Origin of the sequence: Algoriphagus aestuariicola (genome assembly GCF_017254835.1) — a bacterium.
GTDB lineage: Bacteria > Bacteroidota > Bacteroidia > Cytophagales > Cyclobacteriaceae > Algoriphagus > Algoriphagus aestuariicola.
Genome location: NZ_JAFKCW010000001.1, coordinates 1,534,903 through 1,557,047, shown reverse-complemented (window position 1 = coordinate 1,557,047; position 22,145 = coordinate 1,534,903). Strand labels below are relative to the sequence as shown.

Sequence of the window (22,145 nt, the reverse complement as noted above, 5' to 3'; positions counted from 1 at the left end):
CCCAAAATCCTGTAACACTTTTCCGCAAGTAAGAGGACAAATTTGTATCATCAATTCTTAGCTATGGAAACAGCAACCACAAATACCCCACAAACGACCGGAAAACTCCACAAGGAGATTTTTCCAGTCACCGGCATGACCTGTGCGGCCTGTGCCTCCAGCGTGGAGACTATTTTGCAATACACCGATGGAGTCAAATCAGCCGCAGTAAACTTTGCTACCAATACGGTCCAAGTCGAGTACGATGACAGCACTACCCCTGAAAGGCTGAATGCCGCCCTAGTCGATATCGGCTATGGCTTGGTGGTCGGTTCCAAAGACGTGCAGGAAACGGTGCAGGAAGAACAGGAGAAGAAATACCAAGCTGTCAAGAAGCAAACGATCGGTGCTGCTTTGCTGACCTTGCCTGTTTTCATTTTGGGAATGTTTTTTATGGAGTGGGAACCTGGAAAATGGATCAGTATGGCACTTTCCATTCCGGTTCTGTTCTTTTTTGGAAGACATTTCTATGCCAATGCCTACAAGCAAGCCAAACATGGCAAAGCCAATATGGACACGCTCGTGGCCCTGAGTACCGGGATTGCCTTTATCTTCTCGGTCTTCAACACGGTATTTCCAGAGTTTTGGCATCAGCGGGGCATCCATCCCCACGTGTATTTCGAGGCGGCGACGGTAATCATCGTGTTTATTTCCTTGGGGAAAATGCTGGAGGAAAAAGCCAAATCCCAAACTGGATCCGCTTTGAAAAAGCTCATGGGCCTTCAACCCAAAACTTTGACCCGAATCCAAGACGGTAAGCCCCAGGAAATCAAAATCGAAGAAGTACAGGTGGGTGATCGCATCCTGATCAAACCCGGAGAAAAGATCCCCGTGGACGGAAAAGTCTTGGAAGGAAGCTCCTATCTGGACGAAAGCATGATCAGCGGCGAGCCTGTTCCGGTGGAAAAGAAAACCGGGGATGCGGTCTTTGCCGGTACCATCAACCAAAAGGGAAGTTTGGAGATCGAAGCAGAAAAAGTGGGAGCTTCTACCCTACTTTCCCAGATCATCCAGCGGGTGCAAGAGGCGCAAGGCAGCAAGGCTCCTGTGCAGAAACTGGTGGACAAAATCGCCGGAATCTTTGTGCCTGTGGTGATTGTGATTGCCTTGGTAACCTTTGGAGTTTGGATGATTTGGGGAGGAGAAAATGCGGTTTCCCATGCCTTGTTGGCAGCAGTTTCGGTCTTAGTCATTGCCTGTCCTTGTGCCTTGGGATTGGCCACACCAACGGCCATCATGGTCGGTGTGGGCAAAGGTGCAGAAAACAATATCCTTATTAGAGAAGCAGAAAGTTTGGAATTGGGGCATCAGGTTAATGCCATCATTTTGGATAAAACCGGAACCATTACCGAAGGAAAACCAACTGTAGGCAGTGTGCAGTTTGCGGGAGGCAGTGGTCAGTCCAAAGTGGATTATAATTCAATTCTACATTCTCTCGAATCCAAATCCGAGCATCCTTTGGCAGAAGCGGTGGTGAAGCATTTGAAAGAACAGCATGTCGAAGCAACTTCCTTGGAGCATTTCGAAAGCATTACTGCCCGAGGTGTGAAAGGAACTAAAGACGGAAAAACCTATTTCGCAGGTAATTTGAAGCTCCTTGAGGAAAATGGAATCTCCATCCCTTCAGATTTAAAAGTGCAGGCAAAAACCTGGAGTGAACAAGCCCAAACTGTGATTTGGTTTGCCGATCAGGAACAAGCCTTGGCGATTCTTGGAATTCAGGATCAGATTAAACCGAGTTCAAAGTCGGCCATTGCCAAACTCCAAAAATCCGGTGTGGAAGTCTACATGCTGACTGGAGACAATCAACAAACCGCTTCGGCAGTAGCCAAGGAAGTTGGAATCAAAGAATACCAAGCTGAAGTGATGCCTTCTGATAAATCAGAATTTGTCAAAAAACTTCAAAACCAAGGCAAGACAGTCGCGATGGTCGGAGACGGAATCAATGACTCGGAAGCTTTGGCACAAGCAGATGTAAGTATTGCCATGGGACATGGATCGGATATCGCGATGGATGTGGCCAAGATTACCCTGATCACTTCGGATTTAGAGAAAATTCCGCAAGCATTTCGATTGTCCCACTTGACGGTAAATGGCATCAAGCAAAACCTCTTCTGGGCCTTTATCTACAATTTGATCGGGATTCCTATTGCAGCAGGTGTCCTTTATCCGCTCAATGGCTTCTTGCTGGATCCTATGATCGCCGGAGCTGCGATGGCCTTTAGCTCAGTTTCGGTAGTATTGAACAGCCTTAGATTAAAAACTCGTAAACTTTAAAATCGAAATTTTCCTAAACCAATTAATAAATACCTATCGAATGAAAACGCTAAAATTCAAAACCAACATCAATTGTGGCAACTGCCTAGCCAAAGTCACTCCCAAACTCAACGAATGTGAACTTGATTCCTGGGAGGTGGATCTTCAAGATCCGGACAGAACATTGACCGTGAAAACCGAAAATCTGGAGCCCGAGGACATCAAAAAGGCCGTCCTGAAAGCCGGTTTTATTGCTCAGCCAGTATAGAGTATCATGCCTACGGCATTTTGTCTATATAACAATTCCTTTCCTACCTAGCTTACGTCCCGTCGGGACTTTAAAAAAGGCATCCTTGATGAAAACAAATTAGAAATCCCTTCAGAGAAAATCACAAGAGGGTCAAAATGAAATAATACATTCATCAATCGTCCCATGGGGACGGAAGCTTGGTAGAAACGTGTGCATCGGTAATCAATAGTCCTGTAAGGACGATACCTAAATCTGGTCTTTAAAAATATATTTAGAATCAAATTCAATTCCTTGGTCAGATAAGATCTTCTTATACTCTTCCAAAAATGGCCTCTTTTGGTGATGATTCTTTTGATTCAGGATGTATTCAACAACTTTCGGAAGATCAGATTTAGTATAAGAAAATGCTCCAAATCCTTCTTGCCATGAAAATTTTGATGAAGTCAGTCCAGTTTCATTGATCCATTTAGAACTCGAAGCCTTTACCTTTTGAATCAATTCACTTAATGATTGGTCTGGCCTTTGGCCAAAAAGAATATGAATATGATCAGGCATGCCTCCAATAGCTAAAACTTTATGATTATAGTGACTGAAAATACTGATGATATAATCATAAAGTCTAGACTCCCATTGAGCATTTATTTGAGCATTCCTAAACTTAGTAGCAAACACTACATGGATATGAATTTGGGTAAAAGTATTGGCCATTACGAAAAAATCATTTTCTAAATTTAGCTAGGTTCCATCAGTTTTCATTAGTGATAGAACTCAAAATTTGAACTTCCAAAATTTTATTCCGTATTTTTGACACGATGAAGGCCTCAGTTTCCATAGTATTAGCCCTGCTGGTTTTCTTCGCTTCCGTTGGGATGGCGAAGACGACCCATTTTTGCATGGGCATGGAAATGAAATCTGAGCTTGGATTCGGAGAAAAACATGTGGACTGCGGCATGAACATGCCCATGGATCACAGCGAAAACGAATCGGATCAGCAAGACCCTCAGTCCTGCTGCGAAAATGTCACCACACAGGTACAAGTCGATGATGAAGTCCAACTGAAAAAGGTGGAAATCAACCTTTCACTTGACTTCGCCCTAGCTCTAGTACAGGTTTTTGTTTTCGGTATTGAGCCTCTTTCAACTGAAAAAAGCCAATTTCCCACCTATTCCCCTCCCCCAATTGAGCAAGACCTACAGGTGCTGCATCAATCTTTCTTAATCTAAATCTTTGGTCGCGGGAACAATCTCCTGCATGCATTTCTTTTGCCAAAATCCCTTGGCAGGCTCCTTTTGCATCCAAACCAAAGATTTATGCTCAATCGCATCGTAAAGTACTTCTTAGAGAACAAACTGGTGACCGTTCTCTTTCTCCTGCTGATTATCGGCTGGGGAATCGTCACCGCTCCATTCAACTGGCAGGTGGATTTCTTACCCAGAGATCCTGTGCCCGTGGATGCCATCCCTGACATCGGTGAAAACCAACAGATCGTCTTTACCGAATGGATGGGACGCTCTCCACAGGATGTCGAGGACCAAATCACCTATCCCCTGACCACTTCCCTCTTGGGTCTTCCCGGTGTGAAAAGTGTGCGTTCCAGTTCAGCTTTTGGCTTTTCCAGTATCTACATCATCTTCAATGAAGACATAGAATTCTATTGGAGTCGCTCCCGGGTTCTAGAGAAACTCAATTCCCTCCCAGCTGGTCTATTGCCAGATGGCGTCCAGCCTAAACTAGGTCCAGATGCCACAGCTTTGGGACAAGTATATTGGTACACCTTGGAAGGTCGGGATGAAAACGGAAATCCAACCGGAGGCTGGGATCTCCACGAGCTTCGAACCGTACAAGACTACTACGTTCGCTATGCTTTGACCGCGGTCGAAGGCGTAGCCGAAGTAGCTTCGGTAGGTGGCTATGTCAAAGAATATCAGGTCGACGTGGATCCAGGAGCACTTAAAGCCAATGGAGTCACCCTGATGGACGTGATGGAAGCCGTGAGAAAATCCAATTTGGACGTCTCTGCCAATACCATCGAAGTCAATAAGGTAGATTACTTTATCCGAGGCTTGGGCTATGTAGAGGAATTGGAAGACTTGGACAAAGCTGTCGTCAAGGTCACTAACAACGTCCCTATACGAATCCAGGATGTGGCCCGTGTGAATATCGGCCCTCAGCCTCGAAATATGGGCGGGATTTTGGACAAAAGCGGCGCTGAAGCTGTTGGTGGTGTGGTCATCGCACGCTATGGTGACAATCCCCTGAAGGTCATCGAAGGAGTCAAATCTGAAATCGAAAAGCTTTCCCAAGGCCTTCCTACCAAAACTTTGGCAGACGGAACCGTTTCCAAAGTTACCCTGGTGCCTTTCTACGATCGTACCGGATTGATTTACGAGACTTTGGGGACGCTTTACGAAGCGATCAATCTCCAGATTTTGGTGACCATCTTGGTGATCATCGTGATGGTGTACAACCTCCGGGCTTCCCTCCTAATCTCTGCCTTGCTTCCGCTCGCGGTGCTGATGTGTTTCATCTTTATGAAATACTTTAGCGTAGATGCCAATATTGTGGCGCTCTCAGGGATCGCGATTGCAATTGGGACCATGGTCGATCTGGGGATTATTCTGAATGAAAATGTCCTGCGACATTTGGAAACAGCCCCCGCAGGCCAATCCAAACTGAAAACAGTTTATTTGGCGACAGCGGAAGTTTCAGGTGCGATTATCACTGCTGTCAGTACGACGATTATCAGTTTCTTCCCGGTATTCACACTTCAGGCTGCGGAAGGCAAACTCTTCGGGCCTTTGGCCTATACCAAAACCTTTGCCTTGGTTTCAGCGGTGATATTCACCTTGCTGATTATGCCGGCCTTTTCCCATTGGGCCTTTTCAATCAAGGAAGTCAAAGGAAAACTAGGTAAAGCTCTTAACCTTTCTTTACTAATACTTGGGCCAATCATCGCCTTTACCGTTTGGTCTTGGGGTGGCTGGCTACTATTTGCCTTTGGTGCGCTCAATGTAGCCGCATTCCAATTTCCTGAAAAAGTCGAACCCCATAAGAATTTGGCGACCATCGCCATCACACTCTTGTTTGTGACTTGGCTTTTGACAGGGCTTTGGATGCCATTGGGCGTTTCTGTCAGCAAGCTGGTCAACTTTGGGTTCATCGCCATCCTGTTGGCTTTGGTCTTGGGAGGATTTTCCGGATTTATTCGCATCTATCCACGAATCCTGATGTGGTGTCTAGCCAACAAGGGCAAATTCCTGCTATTTCCTTTGATCGTGATTTTGTTGGGAGCCAGCGTTTGGTTGGGTTTCAACAAGGTTTTTGGAATCATGCCTAGGACTTTTGATCTCATCGGGGTCAATATCCGAACCACATCCCTATGGTCAAGCATGAGTCACTCTTTCCCGGGAATGGGTAAGGAATTTATGCCTTCGCTAAATGAAGGCTCCTTCCTGTTGATGCCGACGACCATGCCTCATGCTGGGATTCAGGAAAACAAGGAAGTCCTGCAGCAACTGGATATGCTGGTTACAGCCATTCCTGAAGTGGAAATTGTAGTTGGCAAAGCCGGTCGTGCAGAAACCGCCATCGACCCTGCTCCGATCAACATGTTTGAAAATACCATCAATTACAAAAGCGAATACGCGACCGACCTTAATGGAAATCGCCTTCGCTTCAAGGTAACTGATGGAAAATACGAATTGAAGGACGGCTCCCTCTTCGATCCTGAAACCATGACTCCTAATCAGATTCGAGTTCAGGATCTGGTGGAAGATGAGGACGGAGAATACTTCCGTCAATGGAGAAAGCATATCCTTTCCCCTGATGACATCTGGGAAGAAATCGTAGGTGTAATCCAAATTCCTGGAGTAACCTCCTCTCCGAAGCTTCAGCCGATCGAAACCCGATTAGTGATGCTTCAGACAGGCATGCGAGCTCCGATGGGCATCAAAGTATATGGGCCAGACCTACAGACCATTGAGAGCTTTGGCTTAGAGTTAGAAAAGTACCTGAAGGAAGTTCCTTCTGTGAAAAAGGAAGCTGTCTTCGCAGACCGAATCGTAGGCAAACCATACCTCGAATTGGACATCAATCGGGATGAAATCTCCCGCTACGGAATGAATGTGGTGGATGTCCAGGACTTTATCGAGACAGCAATCGGCGGAATGAAACTGAGCACCACGGTGGAAGGCCGAGAACGTTTCCCAATCCGTGTTCGCTATGCGCGGGAATTCCGGGATGATCCTTATGCCATCGAAAATCTCCAAATCCCAACTCCTCTTGGAAATTATATTCCATTGAGCCAAGTGGCGGATATTTCCTACAGACCGGGTCCAGATATGATCCGAGGAGAAAACAGCTTCTTGGTGGGCTATGTCCTCTTGGACAAAATGGATGGATTTGCAGAAGTGACTGTGGTGGAGCAAGCCCAAAAATACCTGCAGGAAAAGATCGATTCGGGTGAGCTAAAAGTACCGAATGGAGTCCGTTATGTGTTTTCTGGCTCCTATGAAAACCAAGTACGAGCCGAAAAGAGATTGGGAATTGTCGTACCACTTTGTTTGATCCTAATCTTCTTGATTCTCTACTTCCAATTCCGGGCGGTCTCCACTTCCCTCTTTGTTTTTATGGGGATAGGAATGGCTTTCTCCGGAGCATTCCTGATGCTTTGGCTGTATGGACAGGATTGGTTTATGGACTTTTCCTTTTTTGGCACCAATATCCGGGATCTTTTCCAGATGAAAGTCTACAATCTCAGCGTGGCGGTTTGGGTTGGGTTTATTGCCCTATTCGGCATCGCAACGGATGACGGCGTAGTCGTCGCTTCATATTTGGATCAAAGCTTCAAGGAAAATCAACCTCGAACGATTCAGGAAATCCGGGATGCAGTTTTGGAAGCTGGAAAGCGAAGAGTGCTTCCATGTATGATGACTACAGCGACTACGCTTTTGGCTTTGGTTCCTGTGCTCACTTCTACAGGACGTGGCTCCGATATCATGATCCCGATGGCTATTCCATCCTTGGGAGGAATGGTGTTGGAAACTACCACAGTATTTATCGTACCTACCCTTTATTGCTGGTGGGCAGAAAGAAAATTGAAAAACAATTCCAAAGTATTCACTGAGGAAGAAAATGCATAAAGTCATGAAAAATCAGACCTTATTCCCTATTGGATTTCAGACTTCAGACTTCAGACTTCCGATTTCCCATTTGATTCTTCCGGTGTTGATAGCTTTTCTTTTTCTGGGATTAGAAAAAGTAAAAGCTCAATCGCTTGATGAGTACTTGATCATGGCAGCAGAGAACAATCCAGGATTGAAAGCCTCATACGCTCGCTACCAAGCGGCTCAGGAACGGATCAACCAGCCAGGTTTGCCTGATCCAGAGCTTCAAGTTGGATTTTTCCTCGAACCCATGGAGCGTTTTATGGGCAACCAGCAAGCAGATCTGCAATTGATGCAGATGTTCCCTTGGTTTGGGATGATCTCAACACAAAAAGAAGAAGCCAACTTCATGGCGCAAGCTCAATACCAGCTCTTTTTGGAAGAGAAAAACCAGTTGATGTTTCTCGTAAAATCCACTTGGTTTGACCTGATCAGGTTGAAGGAAGAAATCAGAATTTCCCAGGAAAATCTGGAATTCCTGAAGAAGTATGAGCGCCTTGCCTTGATCAAGTATCAGGCTGCCGCAGGTGGCTCAACTTCCAGTTCCTCGACCCCAATGGCAAGCGGAAGCAATGCATCGATGTCTTCGACCTCTTCAGGAGCCTCTGGCATGGCTTCAATGGGTGGAGGAAATACTTCAAGCTCGGCAATGTCTCAAACTAGCTCTCCAAGTAGTTCGATGAGTTCTGGTGGAATGGCCACTTCAGGATCTTCGATGAGTGATATCCTTCAGATTCGGATCTCCATGAAGGAACTGGAAAATACGATTGCCCAGCAAAAAGCTGATTTGGAACCGTTTCAGATTAAATTCAATCAGCTACTCAACCGGGAAATTAGATCAGAAATCTCTCTCCCAACTGGATTTGAAGCCATTCAACTAGAAGCTGGAAAATTGGCGGTTTTGGACAGCATTCAGTCAAACAATCCCATGCTTGCCATGTACGATTCTGAATTGGCGGCTTATGATCAGCAAGCCCGAATGGCCAAATTGGATGGCAGACCGATGTTTGGAGCAGGTGTGAATTACATGCCATTTACGGCTAGGGAAGAGAGCGGAATGATGATGGGTGGCAGGGATATGGTCATGCCGATGGTCAGCCTTTCCCTTCCGATCTACCGCAAAAAAATCAATTCCAGAGTCAAAGAGGCTGAATTACTCAAGGAAGCGACAGTTTTGGAAAAGGAAAAAACCAAAAATCTATTGGCTATGGAGTGGGCCAATGCTTATCGGGATTGGGAAAATGCTGAGCGAAAAATCCAGCTCTATGGTGAGCAGCGCGAGCTAACCCAACAGAACATGAGTCTGTTGACTACCTCCTATTCTGGAGATGGTGGAGATTTCGAAGACATTCTCCGGGCCCAGCAGCAACTGCTGGATTATCAATTGCAGGAAATCAATGCGATCAACCTGCAGCACCAAAGTTTGGCAAAGCTTGAAATGCTTTCCTCCTCCTCCATTCCACTTAATGACTAAATCTCATGAAGAAGCTATTTGAAAATAAAACGATCCTGGTTGTTTGTACACTAATCCTCGGAGGATTGATCGGATGGATCCTCAAGCCAGGAGCTGAAACCGCTGAGGCACTCCATGACCATGGTGCAGAATCCGCCGAAAACTCGATTTGGACTTGTTCCATGCACCCACAAATCCGATTGGAGGAGCCTGGCTCCTGCCCGATTTGCGGAATGGATTTGATTCCAGCCAATCAGGCCAGTTCTGGTTCAGGCAATCCACTAGTTTATGAAATGACCCCCGAAGCGGTGGCTTTGGCACAAATCCATACAACTAAGGTTGGTGGCTCCGATGCCGGAGGTGAACTTTTCTTGACTGGTAAAATCCAAGCCGACGAGCGTGAAAATGCTTCCGTTACCGCCAAATTCCCGGGAAGAATTGAAAAGCTGTTTGTGACCTTTACCGGTGAGAAAGTGCAAGCAGGTCAGAAATTGGCTACCCTTTATTCTCCGGAATTGCTTTCCGCACAGCGGGAATTGCTGGAAGCTTCCAAAAGCAAAGCTGATTTTCCTGAACTCTATCAAGCAGCCAAAGAAAAGCTTCGCCTTTGGAAACTTACCGAAGGTCAAATTCAGGCCATTGAGCAAAGTGGCGGAGTCAAGGATCAAATCGACATTTTGGCGGACCAAAGCGGAGTGGTAACCCAGCGGAATATCGCAGTCGGTGACTATGTAAACACCGGACAAGTGCTATTCAATGTGGTCAATCTGAATAAACTTTGGGTGCTTTTGGATGCCTATGAATCTGATTTGAGTTCCATCAAAATGGGTGATCCGATCAATTTCTCTGTTTCTGGAATTCCGGGTGAAAACTTCACCGCCAAGGTTTCCTTTATCGATCCCCTTTTGGATCCCAATACCCGTGCAGCTTCCATCAGAGCAGAAATCAGCAATGCTGGTCAAAAGCTTAAACCAGAGATGTTTGTCACAGCTAAGATCAAAACCCAGTCAAAAGGAACTGGAAATGGGCTTTCAGTTCCGCGTACGGCTGTTCTTTGGTCAGGTAAGCGCTCTGTTGTATATGTGAAAGTAGCCGGAGAAATGCCTTCTTTCGAAATGAGAGAAGTTACTTTGGGAGGCAGAATGGGCGACAACTACCAGATCGAATCCGGAATTCTAGCTGGTGAGGAGATTGTCACCAATGGGGTCTTTGCCATTGATGCGGCATCCCAACTTTCCGGTCAATACAGCATGATGAACCGGCCTAAAGCGAAATCCTTGGAGGTTTCACCAGAATTCAAATCCCAGATTACCAAAGTGGCGGATGCTTATTTCGAAGTAAAAAATGCTTTAGTAAAGGATGACCTAGAAGGCACCAAGAAAAAGGTAGCTTCCATCTCTCAAAACCTTGGACAGGTCAATATATCTCTGGTCAAGGATAAAGCTCACGATTCTTGGATGGCCCAACTAGCTGGCCTGAAAGATGCTTCGCAAAAAATCAATTCTGCATCCAATCTGGAGGAAGCAAGAAAGCATTTTTCAATGCTCTCCTTTCACATTCTGGAAATGACTGAGACCTTTGGAATAAACAAAGATGTCGTTTACAAAGACTATTGTCCGATGGCTTTTGGAGACCAAGGAGCCTATTGGCTTTCAGAGGAAAAAGAGATCACCAATCCCTATTTCGGTGCATCCATGCTTACCTGTGGAGAAGTGAAACAGACTTACCTCAAAGGCCAACCTGTTATGAATCTTTCCGGCTCTACTCCTGCCGCAGCACCCGTTCACAACCATTAAGTCGAAAAACCGCCTCAGTCTGTGTCCCCACAGACTGAATCCAAATCAAAAAATCAACAAAACCTAAATACAACAAAATGAAAAAGCCCCTTTTATTCGCCCTCGCCTTGTCCTTTGCCTTGATCTCCTGTGGAGGAAAAACGGAGGAAAATCACGAAGGTCATGACATGGAGCATTCTTCTGGCCATGAGACAGAAGCAACTCCAACCGCTTCTTCAGTCAACAATCCTACAACTGCCATGATTGATGCCTATTTGGCGGTAAAAGATGCCTTGGTGGCGGACGATCAAGTAGCAGCTGCTTCTAAAAGCCAAGCATTGGTAACGGCTATTCAAGGATTTGAAGCGGCAGCTTCTGTGGAAGAACTTAAAGGAAAAGCGCTTGCAGAGGCTCAAAAATTGGCCTCTGGTGATATCGCTGCGCAAAGAGAAAGCTTCCAGGCATTGAGTATAGCCATGAAAGACTTGCTAAAAGTAGCTGGATCTGACCGTACCCTTTACCAACAATATTGTCCGATGTACAAAAACAACACCGGTGGCATGTGGCTAAGCGCGTCTGAGGACATCAAAAACCCACTTTTCGGAAGCTCCATGTTGACTTGCGGAAAAGTGGAAGAAACCATCGCAATGAATTGATTGGAACTGGAAAGCGAAGCCTATTTTTGGTTTCGCTTTCCTAATTTCTTACGCAATGAAACTTAGAATTTCCCTTTTGGCTGTCCTCCTATTCCTGATTTTAGGATCTTCCTTTGCCCAAGAAAAGGTATTGGAGCCGCTCAAAGTCTCCCAAATCCGCGGAATCAATGTCTTTGGCAAACCAGTCGATAACCAGACTCGCTGCGTCCATTGGCATTCGGGCCTAGATATTATCGCCATCAAATTCAAATGCTGCGACAAGTATTATCCTTGCTTTTCCTGCCATGAAGAAGAAGCCGATCATGAGCATAAGGTTTGGCCAAAGATAGAATTTGACCAAAAGGCCATTCTCTGTGGAGTTTGCGGAAATGAGTTGGGCATACAGGAATACATGGATTCCAACAATACCTGCCCGCATTGCAAATCCAGCTTCAACCCAGGTTGTAGCAAACATTACCATTTGTATTTCGAAACAGACCCGAAATAGTAAAAATCACCAGGTAGAGAGTTGGGGAGAAGTGAAAGGATCTCCAATTTGAAATAGCTCAACCACTTTGCCCAAGTTTACCATGCGCAAAAACAAACAATATTTCGCAAGAAGAATCCACCGATTCCTGGGTGTTTTCATCGGGATCCAATTCTTCTTTTGGACACTTTCGGGGCTTTATTTTTCCTGGACCGACATCGATGAGATTCATGGAGACCATTTTCACAATGAGCACATGATGCACATGACAGCGTCCAATCTGGTCGAACCGAGTTCTTTGGATTCAACTTTGGAGATTTCCTCTTTGGAGCTTCGATTTGTCCGTCACCAGCCCCACTACTGGGTAAATGGAGAGAAGCTCTACAATGCCCAAACCGGAGCGCTTCAGGGAGAAATCACGGAAGAGCAAGCTAAAGAAATCGCCAAAATATACATCAAGGGCGACTTTGGGATCAAGGAGGCCGAATACTTGACGGAAACCGGATCGCATCACGAATATCGTGGACGACCTCTCCCGGCCTGGGCTGTTCACTTTGATCATCCCGAAAACCTAACCGCCTACATTGATGCAAAAAGTGGAAGCTTTGAGCGGGTAAGACATAGCAGTTGGAGAGTGTTTGATTTCCTATGGATGTTCCATACCATGGACTACGCTGGTCGGGACAATTTCAACAACCTGCTTTTGCGAGCATTTTCCCTTTTTGGAATGCTGACCATCATATCTGGATTTACCCTTTTCTTCATGACGACCAAGAAAAAGAGGAAAAATTAGACACAAATGCGCCTGCCATTTTTTAACTTTTCCTAGTGGACACCAAAACAATGAAAGTCGTTTTTTTACTTTTTCTAGTGTTTTTTACTTCGCTTTTCACTATTGCACAAGAAAGCAAGCGGGTAACTTACGATCAGTTGGGACTTTCTTTTGTAATTCCCCTTGGATGGCAGCCCCAGGAGATCAACCAAGGGATCCTGCTCCAGAAACCGGGATTGGCCGGTTTTATCTTTGCTTCCACCCACGATCAAAACTTGGAGGAACTGAAAGCCGATGCACTCAAGCCACTTCAAGATGAACAGGGCACAAATCTTAAACTTATAGATAACCTCCAAGACCTCGGTGCCCATTCGATCGCTGGCTACTACCAAGGCTTGCTGGAAGGCAGTCCAGCCAAATGCTACATCATCGGAATTGAAAACCCCACGGGAGGCTTGGGAGTGACCATCATCGCGGCCAGCCAGCCCGATCTCTTCTCTGAGCAACTTCGAGAGGCTGCTATCGAGTTTGCTTCATCCTTCCAATTTCAGAAGATTGAAAAAAGCGCAGAAATCCAAGAATGGAGAAGCTTTCTATCGGGGATGCGCCTTACTTACATGGAATCCTACAATTCACCCAGCACTTCGGTTGGAGGAATTTCGGGAGGCTACAATATCAAGAGAACTATTGATCTTTGCCCCCAAGGCTACTTCAACAGCGGAAATTCGAGTTCCATACAGATGGATGGTCTCGGAATGAACAACTCAAACCAAAAAGGCCAGGGAACTTGGGATATTGTTTTGGGAACAGACGGCATGCTTCATTTGGAACTGAAAGACCATGCTGGAGAGATTCGATACTATCGATTGGAATATATCGACCAAAAGCTCTATCTAAACGGCGAAAGATACTTTCGAAATTCAGATGGAAGCGACGGCCCGATCTGCAATTAAAGCTTCCAGTTTCTATTGGCCTTCTTTTCGGAGAGGACTTTCTTTTTCTTGAGCCTATCCTCAACTGCCCCTTTCGAGGGTTTCGTTGCTTTTCTCACTTTCCGCTTCGCAAAAGCCGACTTTAGCAGGTCATAAAACTTCCGGATGACCAACTCTTTGTTTTGGATCTGGGATCTTTTTTCCTGAGACGAAATCATCAAAAACCCTTCTTGGTCGATCTTATTAGAAGCTTTTTGAAGCAAAGTCAATTTTTCCTCTTCCGTCAAAACTTGGGAATTGTTTACGTCAAAACGTAGCTGTACTTTGGTTTCTACCTTGTTTACATTCTGACCTCCAGGTCCCCCACTTCTGGAAGTCTGAAACTGAAATTCAGGTAAAAAAGCACCATCATTGATTCGTTGGTCGAGGGAATTCATTACGTTCAAAAGTTAGAATGCGGTAAAGATGTGAAGTTTTTCCGAACCATTGCAAGCTTTCCACCTTGCAAGCTTACGACACTTTTAAGCTACCTTTACGAACTAATTCCCGCAGGAATACCGTTCTACCAAGCGTAAACTAATGGACCTTGAATCCATTAACTATTACCTATGAAGACAAGACCAAGAGTCGTCGTCGGCCTCTCCGGAGGAGTCGACAGCAGCGTTGCTGCACACCTGCTCATCGAGCAGGGCTACGAAGTCATCGGCATGTTTATGAAAAACTGGCACGATGAGTCCGTTACCATCTCCAATGAATGTCCTTGGATGGAAGATTCCACCGATGCCATGTTGGTGGCGGAAAAGTTGGGGATCCCCTTCCAAGCCATCGATCTCAGTGAAGAATATCGCGAACGAATCGTGGATTATATGTTTTCGGAATACGAAGCCGGCCGAACTCCCAATCCTGATATCCTTTGCAACCGGGAAATCAAATTCGATATTTTTCTTAAAGCTGCGCAAAAGCTCAAAGCCGACTTTGTAGCAACTGGACATTATTGCCAGAAAAAAGAAATCGCGGTTGATGGCGAACCAGTCTATCAGTTGATTGCGGGAGCCGACCCCAACAAGGACCAGAGCTATTTTCTTTGCCAGCTTTCTCAAGAGCAGCTTTCCAAAGCGCTGTTTCCCATTGGCCACTTGCAAAAGCCAGATGTGCGGAAAATCGCCAAAGAGGCCGATTTGATCACTGCCGAAAAGAAAGATTCTCAAGGGCTTTGCTTTATCGGAAAGGTGCGACTACCGGAATTCCTTCAACAGCAGTTGAAGCCGAAAAAAGGCAATATCATCCAAATTTCAGAAGATTTGCCTGTTTTTGAACGCCTGAAAGTGCCAGTTTTGACCGGTGCTCAAGATTGGGATCAGGACATCTTGGATGCCATTTGTTTACCAGTTCATTTTGAACCCAATCAAGGAAAAACCATCGGAGAACACAATGGCGCGCATTATTTCACGGTTGGTCAGAGAAAAGGCCTGCAGGTCGGAGGAACAGGTAAGCCCTTGTTTGTAATCGGGACCGATACACGAGAAAATGTAATCTACACAGGCTTAGGTGAAGATCATCCAGGTTTGAATAGATTTGGTTTGTTTGTAAAAAAAGACCAAATCCATTGGATTCGGGAAGATTTGGCTTTACAACCAGGAGAATCTGCGGAATACATCGCCCGAATTAGATACCGTCAACCCTTGTCCAAAGCCACTTTGGTCATGAAGGAAAACGGCCTTTACGTGATCTTCGAAAACGCGCAAAAAGGAGTTGCTTCCGGTCAGTTTGTCGCTTGGTACAAGAAAGACGAGTGCATGGGCTCAGGTACAATTTTCTGAACCATGCTTGAAATCCTATTCGAAGACGAAAACCTCATCCTGATCGACAAGCCTGCTGGGCTGTTGGTACACAAAACCCGGCAGGCTTACGGCGAAGAAGAAAACGCACTGATCCAGCTTCGTGATCAGATCGGTTCATGGGTTGCACCAGTGCACCGTCTGGACCGTGCGACTAGCGGGGTATTGCTGTTCGCAAAAAATGAAGAAATCCTTCCAGCGCTGAAGGCCAAATTCATGGACCGGGAAGTTCAGAAAACCTACCTGACCATTTCCAGGGGAATTCCTCAGGAAAAAGAGTCCCTCATCGATCATCCCCTGACAAGTGAGCGATCAAACAAAGCTCAGGAAGCCCAAACCCGCTATCGAGTCTTGGCCGAAACCGAGATTCCCTATAATTCTACCGGACGCTATCCGACAAGCCGTTATAGTTTGCTGGAAGTGGATTTGCTCACCGGCCGAACCCATCAAATCCGGAGGCATTTGGCGCACATTCGACACTACATCATTGGCGACAAAAAGCATGGGGACAACAAACAAAATATCTTTTTTGAGTGCCAGTTTGGACTCCAAAATCTTCTGCTTCATGCTTGGAAGCTCAGCTTTCGTCATCCCTTGGATGGCCAGGAAATATCGCTTTCCTGCCCGATTCCTGCCCATTTCCGAACAATAATGCAAGAATTGGGATGGGCGCACATCAAATTATAACAGTGGAAAGCCTAAATCCAGAATTTCGGCTAATTTTCACCTTCTAACAGTTACCCTATGAAAAAATTGGTTTTGCCTTTGGGTCTAGTGCTCTTCTCGGGCACCTTGGCATTTTCCCAAAAAAACGAAGTCGAAAGACTCTTTGACGAAAAAGACGCAATCTCTGAATTCACCTATTTGGCGTCGGACGAACTGAAAGGTCGCGACCCAGCCCGTCCAGAAATGAAGCTGGCGTATACCTTTATCGCCGAGCAACTCAAAAAGGCCGGTGCAAAAACGCTCGAAGGAGCGGATGGTTATTACCAAAATATTCCCTTCCGCCTTTCATCCCCGCCAAAATCCGGAACCATTTCCATTGGGGGAACCGAATTTTCCCAGGGGAAAAACTTGCTAGTACTGGACGGAAAGTCTTTCTCTGGTACCTATGAAATCGTCGATTTGGGATTTGGATCCGAAGAAGACTTTGCGGGAAAAGACTTGAAGGGAAAGATCGCGATCACCAACGTCGGCGCGCCAAACAAGCTAAATCCAAACCAACTCTTTTCCGAGGGTAGAGATAAATCCAAAAGAGCGGAAGCAGCTGGTGCAGTTGCGTTGATCGAGCGATTCAACGTCCCCTCTGTTCCTTGGCAAATGATTTCCGGCTTTCTCAACCGTGCACAAATGAGCGTGGAACAAGGTGCCGCGAGTGACCTTCCTTATATCTGGATCGAAGATGTCAAAAACCAGATGACTGGCGAAAATCTAAAATCCGCTGTAGTCAGTGTCGAAGGAAAGGTTAACACTCCGGTAGAAGGCAAGAATGTAGTAGCCTGGATTGAAGGGACCGATCCCCAACTGAAAAACGAGTATATCCTCCTATCTGCCCACTATGACCATGTCGGTGTGGGAACACCGGATGCGGAGGGCGACTCGATCTTTAACGGAGCGAGAGACAATGCGGTAGGCACCGTCGCTGTCATCAATGCGGCAAAATATTTCACAGAAAATCCGCCCAAGCGATCTGTCCTTTTCGCGCTTTGGACAGCGGAAGAAAAAGGACTCTTGGGCAGCGCCTATTTTGCAAACAATCCCTTGGTGCCCTTGGACAAAATCATCTACAACCTGAACATCGACAATGCTGGATATAATGACACCTCTATCATCACGGTTATTGGACTGGGCCGTACCAGCGCCGATTTCCTGATCGAGGAAGCAGTTTCTGATTTCGGCCTAACTGCCAAGGCCGACCCATCTCCGGAGCAGGGCCTGTACGACCGTTCAGACAACGTCAACTTTGCTCGAAAGGGCATCCCAGCGCCTTCTTTCACGCTTGGCTTCACAGCGTTTGACGATACTATTCAGCAGTACTACCATAAGGCAGCTGACGAGGTGGAAAGTTTTGATCTCGACTATGCCAAGCTCTATTGGAAATCCTACATACTTTCCGCGGAAAAAATTGCCAATTGGGACCAAAAACCAACTTGGGTTGCCGGAGACAAGTACGAGGAAGTCGGCAAGACGCTGTATGGAAATTGACGCTTGAGTATCTAGATTTTAGTATCAAGAATCCGGACAGTGAATAAACCTCTGTTACCAATGAGAAAGCCCGATTTCGTTCTGAAATCGGGCATTTTATTTGTGAATATTGCAAATCATGTCGCACATCAGATCCTTTCTTCGTTTGACAGATAGCCAAAATGTGTGAGTCTATGCCCCCCAAACCTATCCAATTGTTATTATTAATTGGCTTACTTTTCACTTCCTGCTCAGAGTCCATCAGCGAAAGCGACCTTAGAGCACAGGTTGTATTTACGGGGTCCGAGGCAGCCGATGGCTGCGGTTGGCTGATACAAGTATCAGAAGACTTAACCTACAAGCCGGAAGATTTGGATGAAAAATTCAAAGTAGATGGCCTGGAAGTCAGCGTATCTTTCAAAGTGCTAGCCTCCAGCTATACCTGTGGTTTTCCAAGTCCCAGCAGTCCAAAGTTCCAAAATATCAAGATCTCCAAAATCAAGAGAAATTGACCCAAAACCCGCCATTACCGCTATTCTATAAGATTATTTAACTGCTTTGATTTTCTTTCTCTACCCTTTATTCTCAAAAAAGCATCCCCGCAATTGTAGCTGTCATCAGGCAGGCCAGAGAAGCTGCCATCAGGGACCGCATTCCCAGTCGGCTTAGGTTGGCCTGTTGGTTTGGAGCGATGATAGATATTCCACCTAGCTGAATCGCTATTGAACTGAAATTGGAAAAGCCGCAGAGCGCATACGTCGCCACCACGATCGACTTCGCGCTTAACGTTCCCGCCTCCTTCATTTCGGACAAGCTCAGATAGGCCACAAATTCATTGATTACGGTCTTTTGCCCCAAGAGACTTCCTACTTGTAGCGTATCCGCCCACTCGACGCCGATAACCCAGGCAAATACGCGGAAAATCTGCCCAAAAATATATTCCAAAGAAAATCCTTCAAATTGACCTCCAGTTGAAGAGACAACCCAGGCATTTAAGCCTGTATATTCACCGATCAGTCCGCTCAACCCGTAGTTGATCGCTGCGATCACGGCGATAAATGCCAACAGCATCCCCCCGACGTTGAGCGCAAGCTTCAATCCCTCAGCGGCGCCAATGGACATCGCGTCGATCAAGTTCACACCCATTGCTTCCGCATTTACCTCCAGCTTATCCTGCTTAATTTCCTTTTCAGTTTCAGGAATGAAAATCTTTGACAGTACGATCGCAGCAGGTGCATTCATGATACTTGCCCCGAGGAGATACGCGGCAAATTTACTCTGCTCTTCCAAGCTGTCTCCTCCCAGAAAGGCAACATAGCCAGCCAACACACCACCCGCTATCGTTGCCATTCCGCCAGTCATCAGGCACATCAATTCCGACTTGCTCATCTGGGGGATGAATGGCCGAACCAACAGCGGGGCTTCGGTTTGTCCCAGGAAAATGTTTCCCGCTGCGGAAAGCGACTCCGGTCCCGACAGTCTCATCGTGCGTGCCATCACCCAAGCTATTCCATAGACGATTTTCTGCAATACTCCCAAGTAATAAAGACCAGCAGAAACGGTTGAAAAAAAGATGATTGTGGGCAAAACCTTAAAGGCGAAAATGAAACCAAAACTATCCCCAGCCAAGTCTCCGAAAATGAATCGGGCGCCGGCTTCGCTAAAGCTTAGGAACTTTACAAATCCTTGGGAAAGCAACTGGAATCCGTCTTTGACAAACTCAACTTGGGTAATCAGGAATCCAAAAACCAGCTGCAGTGAAATTCCAATGACAACGAGTCTCCAGTCTATCTTCTTTCGGTTATTGGAAAAAATAAAGGCAACTAAAATGATGATCGCCAGACCGAGGACACCTCTTAAATAATCCATGTGGGGGAATTTGGAACGAAGCGCTAAAAATAGCCGAAAGGCTAACAAGAAAAAAGCCCCGAAACTATCGGGGCCCTAGATTCTCAGTTCCTCTTGTTTATTTCATCCCTGATTCGGGCAGCTCTCTCGTAATCTTCGTTGGTGATGGCTTTTTCCAGAAGCTGATTTAGCTTGTCCAGACTAAAATCCTTCAAAGATGCCTCTTTTTTGGGGTTTGCCTTTTGTGGCGGAGACTGGATCTCCTTACTGCTTTCCAGCTTCTTTTCCTCCTCGGTGAATTCAATTGCAGCCTCTGACATCACCTTCTCGGCACAGAATATCGGCGCCGAGAAACGTACAGCGATTGCTATCGCATCTGACGGCCTACTGTCAATCTCCACCAAGACCGCGCTGTTTTTGCAGTGAATCTTGGCATAGAAGACACCTTCTTTCATATCCGAGATCACGATCTTCTCAATCTCAAACTTAAAGCTGTCGGAAAATGACTTGAATAAATCATGGGTCATCGGCCTGTTAGGGATGATCTTTTCGATCTCTATGGCGATCGCCTGAGCTTCAAACATTCCAATGACTATAGGTAATCTTCTACTTCCTTCCACTTCACCCATCACCAGCGTAAATGACCCTGATTGGGAGTGGTTGGAGGAAAGTCCCAATATCTCCAGTTCTACGAGTTTTTCCACAAAATTAAAGTTCAGCTTTAAGCGCCTCAGTTAGCTTGGGTACCACTTCAAAAGCATCTCCAACTATCCCATAATCAGCCGCTTTGAAAAATGGCGCCTCGGGATCCTTGTTAATCACAACGATACATTTTGAAGAATTGACTCCCGCAAGATGTTGAATAGCTCCTGAAATTCCTATGGCAATATATAAACTGGGAGCAACTTTTACCCCTGTTTGACCTACGTGTTCATGATGGGGCCTCCATCCGATGTCCGACACGGGCTTGGAGCAACCTGTCGCCGCGCCGAGGACTCTCGCAAGATCCTCGATCATCCCCCAGTTTTCGGGGCCTTTCATTCCTCTTCCTCCAGACACTACGATATCGGCCTCTGGAAGTAGGACTTCTCCCGTGGCTCTTTCGGTCGAAGTGATTTTTGAGGCAAAATCCGAATCGGAAAGCGCTACAGAAAGTTTCTCCACCGAAGCACCAGCGCCGTCAGTTTTCAGATCCACTGCATTTTTCTTTACTGCCAGAATTTTGTTTTCGGTAGTGATCTCCGATTCGGCAAAAGCTTTACCTGTGTAAATGCTGCGTTTCACCAGGTAGCCGCCAGAAGTTTTTGGAAGTTCCACCACGTTGGACACCATTCCCGCACTCAATTTAATAGCAAGCCTGGCTGCAACTGCGTCGCCGAGAGATGACTTGGCCAACACCAGGGTCTTAGCCCCTACAGATGCAAAGGCCTGCGCCACCGCGGAAGCATGAGCTTGTATCACTCCGTCATTGAGTCTCACATCATCGGCATGCAGAACCTTGGAAGCTCCGGCTTTTCCAACTGACGCTAGCTCGGGGGAATCCACCGTCCCCAAAGCAATCGCCACTACCTCTCCCTCACCTGTCTGAGCCGCCAATGCGCTTGCAAAAGAGACCGCTTCCAAGCTGGTCTTTTTCACCTTTCCATCCGCATGCTCTATATATACTAAAACTGACATAATATCTTGAATTATAGAAATTTATCAAAAATTAATTAAAGTACTTTAGCCTCGTTTTTCAGCAATTTCACCAGCTCGGATACATTGTCTTTATCCACGAGTTTCACTGCGCCTTTGGCAGGTGGTAGTTGGAATCGGGTAGCTTCTGCTTGGGTTTCCTGACTGACCGGCTCTACCACTTTCAATGGCTTGGTACGGGCGGACATGATTCCCCTCATATTGGGGATTTTCCATTCGGCAATCGGCTCCTGGCATCCTGCGATCAATGGCAATTGGGCTTCCAAATATTCTTTGCCACCTTCGATCTCCCGGGCCATCTTTACGGTCGAGCCTTCTACTTCCAGCTTCATGACCGGCGAAAAGGATGGCATTCCCAACAACTCGCCTACCATTCCGTGTACCATGCCGCCGTTGAAGTCAATTGACTCTCTTCCCATCAAGATCAGGTCGTACCCGCCTTCCTTAGCGTAATGGGCAATCTGTTTTGCTACAAAAAAAGAGTCTTTAGGAAATGAATTTATCCGGATTGCATCATCTGCGCCGATGGCGAGGGACTTTCTCAGGGTTGGCTCAGTCTCGGCTTCGCCCACATTGAGCGCGGTCAGCGTGCCCCCGGTTTGATCTCTGAGCTCCACGGCACGAGCCAATGCATAATCGTCGTACGGACCGATAATAAACTGGACTCCTGTAGTATCAAACTTGGTATTGTCGGCAGTGAACTGAATCTTGGAAGTAGTATCCGGGACGTGTGTGATACAAACAAGAATCTTCATTGGTTTAGAGTTAGATTTTAGATTTATTTCGCGTGAAAATAACAGGCTACAGCTAATTAAA

Annotated in this window: 20 protein-coding genes; 14 read left to right on the top strand and 6 right to left on the bottom strand. The window is 46.2% G+C overall.

All coding sequences use genetic code 11. The annotated features are described in order from the left end of the window. The first annotated feature begins 63 nt into the window (after positions 1-63). Together J0A67_RS06555 and J0A67_RS06550 are read left to right on the top strand one after the other, a co-directional pair. Positions 64-2,316: a heavy metal translocating P-type ATPase gene (locus J0A67_RS06555; protein WP_206568459.1), complete on the top strand. Its 2,253-nt coding sequence runs from the start codon at positions 64-66 to the stop codon at positions 2,314-2,316. A 40-nt stretch (positions 2,317-2,356) separates the two neighbouring features. Next, positions 2,357-2,563: a heavy-metal-associated domain-containing protein gene (locus J0A67_RS06550; RefSeq protein ID WP_206568458.1), complete on the top strand. Its 207-nt coding sequence runs from the start codon at positions 2,357-2,359 to the stop codon at positions 2,561-2,563. A gap of 228 nt (positions 2,564-2,791) precedes the next feature. On the opposite strand, the gene tnpA is transcribed toward J0A67_RS06550, so the two are convergent. Then, positions 2,792-3,253 (bottom strand): IS200/IS605 family transposase, encoded by a 462-nt coding sequence (tnpA, locus tag J0A67_RS06545; RefSeq protein WP_206568457.1) that lies wholly within the window; start codon positions 3,251-3,253, stop codon positions 2,792-2,794. A 104-nt stretch (positions 3,254-3,357) separates the two neighbouring features. Between tnpA and J0A67_RS06540 the strand changes: the two genes are divergently transcribed. The 8 genes from J0A67_RS06540 (at position 3,358) to J0A67_RS06505 (ending at position 13,785) form a co-directional block, all read left to right on the top strand. Continuing rightward, positions 3,358-3,768, top strand: a complete 411-nt coding sequence (locus J0A67_RS06540; protein ID WP_206568456.1) for an HYC_CC_PP family protein — start codon at positions 3,358-3,360, stop codon at positions 3,766-3,768. A gap of 87 nt (positions 3,769-3,855) precedes the next feature. Beyond that, entirely contained in the window at positions 3,856-7,686 is a 3,831-nt protein-coding gene (locus tag J0A67_RS06535) for an efflux RND transporter permease subunit (protein WP_206568455.1), read from the top strand. A gap of 4 nt (positions 7,687-7,690) precedes the next feature. Beyond that, positions 7,691-9,184 carry a TolC family protein gene (locus tag J0A67_RS06530; protein WP_206568454.1) on the top strand — a complete coding sequence of 498 codons (1,494 nt, stop codon included), beginning with the start codon at positions 7,691-7,693 and terminating at the stop codon, positions 9,182-9,184. 5 nt (positions 9,185-9,189) lie between these two features. Next, entirely contained in the window at positions 9,190-10,959 is a 1,770-nt protein-coding gene (locus J0A67_RS06525; protein WP_206568453.1) for an efflux RND transporter periplasmic adaptor subunit, read from the top strand. A 77-nt stretch (positions 10,960-11,036) separates the two neighbouring features. Beyond that, positions 11,037-11,594 (top strand): DUF3347 domain-containing protein, encoded by a 558-nt coding sequence (locus J0A67_RS06520; protein WP_206568452.1) that lies wholly within the window; start codon positions 11,037-11,039, stop codon positions 11,592-11,594. Positions 11,595-11,649: 55 nt separating this feature from the next. Beyond that, entirely contained in the window at positions 11,650-12,081 is a 432-nt protein-coding gene (locus J0A67_RS06515) for a CHY zinc finger protein (protein ID WP_206568451.1), read from the top strand. Positions 12,082-12,163: 82 nt separating this feature from the next. Beyond that, positions 12,164-12,853, top strand: coding sequence for a PepSY domain-containing protein (locus tag J0A67_RS06510; protein WP_206568450.1), 690 nt, complete (start codon positions 12,164-12,166; stop codon positions 12,851-12,853). A gap of 50 nt (positions 12,854-12,903) precedes the next feature. Continuing rightward, positions 12,904-13,785 carry a hypothetical protein gene (locus J0A67_RS06505; RefSeq protein WP_206568449.1) on the top strand — a complete coding sequence of 294 codons (882 nt, stop codon included), beginning with the start codon at positions 12,904-12,906 and terminating at the stop codon, positions 13,783-13,785. Here J0A67_RS06505 and arfB read toward each other — a convergent pair. After that, positions 13,782-14,201 carry an alternative ribosome rescue aminoacyl-tRNA hydrolase ArfB gene (gene arfB, locus J0A67_RS06500; RefSeq protein WP_206568448.1) on the bottom strand — a complete coding sequence of 140 codons (420 nt, stop codon included), beginning with the start codon at positions 14,199-14,201 and terminating at the stop codon, positions 13,782-13,784. The genes J0A67_RS06505 and arfB overlap by 4 nt on opposite strands. A gap of 171 nt (positions 14,202-14,372) precedes the next feature. Between arfB and mnmA the strand changes: the two genes are divergently transcribed. From mnmA to J0A67_RS06480, 4 genes are all read left to right on the top strand, one after another. Continuing rightward, a complete protein-coding gene (gene mnmA, locus J0A67_RS06495) occupies positions 14,373-15,584 on the top strand; it encodes a tRNA 2-thiouridine(34) synthase MnmA (RefSeq protein ID WP_206568447.1) in 1,212 nt (403 codons plus the stop codon). Between the two features lie 3 nt (positions 15,585-15,587). Next, positions 15,588-16,289, top strand: a complete 702-nt coding sequence (locus J0A67_RS06490) for a pseudouridine synthase (protein WP_206568446.1) — start codon at positions 15,588-15,590, stop codon at positions 16,287-16,289. Between the two features lie 57 nt (positions 16,290-16,346). After that, the gene (locus J0A67_RS06485; RefSeq protein WP_206568445.1) at positions 16,347-17,807 is read left to right on the top strand and encodes a M28 family peptidase; all 1,461 of its coding nucleotides are present in this window, start codon (positions 16,347-16,349) and stop codon (positions 17,805-17,807) included. A 194-nt stretch (positions 17,808-18,001) separates the two neighbouring features. Continuing rightward, positions 18,002-18,298 (top strand): hypothetical protein, encoded by a 297-nt coding sequence (locus tag J0A67_RS06480; protein WP_206568444.1) that lies wholly within the window; start codon positions 18,002-18,004, stop codon positions 18,296-18,298. A 73-nt stretch (positions 18,299-18,371) separates the two neighbouring features. On the opposite strand, the gene J0A67_RS06475 is transcribed toward J0A67_RS06480, so the two are convergent. From J0A67_RS06475 to J0A67_RS06460, 4 genes are all read right to left on the bottom strand, one after another. Next, positions 18,372-19,655 (bottom strand): NupC/NupG family nucleoside CNT transporter, encoded by a 1,284-nt coding sequence (locus J0A67_RS06475; protein ID WP_206568443.1) that lies wholly within the window; start codon positions 19,653-19,655, stop codon positions 18,372-18,374. Positions 19,656-19,738: 83 nt separating this feature from the next. Beyond that, entirely contained in the window at positions 19,739-20,338 is a 600-nt protein-coding gene (locus J0A67_RS06470; RefSeq protein ID WP_206568442.1) for a bifunctional nuclease domain-containing protein, read from the bottom strand. A gap of 4 nt (positions 20,339-20,342) precedes the next feature. Beyond that, entirely contained in the window at positions 20,343-21,311 is a 969-nt protein-coding gene (locus J0A67_RS06465; protein WP_206568441.1) for an electron transfer flavoprotein subunit alpha/FixB family protein, read from the bottom strand. A gap of 35 nt (positions 21,312-21,346) precedes the next feature. Next, positions 21,347-22,084, bottom strand: coding sequence for an electron transfer flavoprotein subunit beta/FixA family protein (locus tag J0A67_RS06460; protein WP_206568440.1), 738 nt, complete (start codon positions 22,082-22,084; stop codon positions 21,347-21,349). Between the last annotated feature and the right edge of the window lie 61 nt (positions 22,085-22,145).

Bases quoted from the DNA above. Each gene is read 5' to 3' on its own strand.
- J0A67_RS06555 (WP_206568459.1), top strand. From the start codon at position 64: ATGGAAACAGCAACCACAAATACCCCACAAACGACCGGAAAACTCCAC.
- J0A67_RS06550 (WP_206568458.1), top strand. From the start codon at position 2,357: ATGAAAACGCTAAAATTCAAAACCAACATCAATTGTGGCAACTGCCTA.
- tnpA (WP_206568457.1), bottom strand. From the start codon at position 3,253: ATGGCCAATACTTTTACCCAAATTCATATCCATGTAGTGTTTGCTACT.
- J0A67_RS06540 (WP_206568456.1), top strand. From the start codon at position 3,358: ATGAAGGCCTCAGTTTCCATAGTATTAGCCCTGCTGGTTTTCTTCGCT.
- J0A67_RS06535 (WP_206568455.1), top strand. From the start codon at position 3,856: ATGCTCAATCGCATCGTAAAGTACTTCTTAGAGAACAAACTGGTGACC.
- J0A67_RS06530 (WP_206568454.1), top strand. From the start codon at position 7,691: ATGAAAAATCAGACCTTATTCCCTATTGGATTTCAGACTTCAGACTTC.
- J0A67_RS06525 (WP_206568453.1), top strand. From the start codon at position 9,190: ATGAAGAAGCTATTTGAAAATAAAACGATCCTGGTTGTTTGTACACTA.
- J0A67_RS06520 (WP_206568452.1), top strand. From the start codon at position 11,037: ATGAAAAAGCCCCTTTTATTCGCCCTCGCCTTGTCCTTTGCCTTGATC.
- J0A67_RS06515 (WP_206568451.1), top strand. From the start codon at position 11,650: ATGAAACTTAGAATTTCCCTTTTGGCTGTCCTCCTATTCCTGATTTTA.
- J0A67_RS06510 (WP_206568450.1), top strand. From the start codon at position 12,164: ATGCGCAAAAACAAACAATATTTCGCAAGAAGAATCCACCGATTCCTG.
- J0A67_RS06505 (WP_206568449.1), top strand. From the start codon at position 12,904: ATGAAAGTCGTTTTTTTACTTTTTCTAGTGTTTTTTACTTCGCTTTTC.
- arfB (WP_206568448.1), bottom strand. From the start codon at position 14,201: ATGAATTCCCTCGACCAACGAATCAATGATGGTGCTTTTTTACCTGAA.
- mnmA (WP_206568447.1), top strand. From the start codon at position 14,373: ATGAAGACAAGACCAAGAGTCGTCGTCGGCCTCTCCGGAGGAGTCGAC.
- J0A67_RS06490 (WP_206568446.1), top strand. From the start codon at position 15,588: ATGCTTGAAATCCTATTCGAAGACGAAAACCTCATCCTGATCGACAAG.
- J0A67_RS06485 (WP_206568445.1), top strand. From the start codon at position 16,347: ATGAAAAAATTGGTTTTGCCTTTGGGTCTAGTGCTCTTCTCGGGCACC.
- J0A67_RS06475 (WP_206568443.1), bottom strand. From the start codon at position 19,655: ATGGATTATTTAAGAGGTGTCCTCGGTCTGGCGATCATCATTTTAGTT.
- J0A67_RS06465 (WP_206568441.1), bottom strand. From the start codon at position 21,311: ATGTCAGTTTTAGTATATATAGAGCATGCGGATGGAAAGGTGAAAAAG.
- J0A67_RS06460 (WP_206568440.1), bottom strand. From the start codon at position 22,084: ATGAAGATTCTTGTTTGTATCACACACGTCCCGGATACTACTTCCAAG.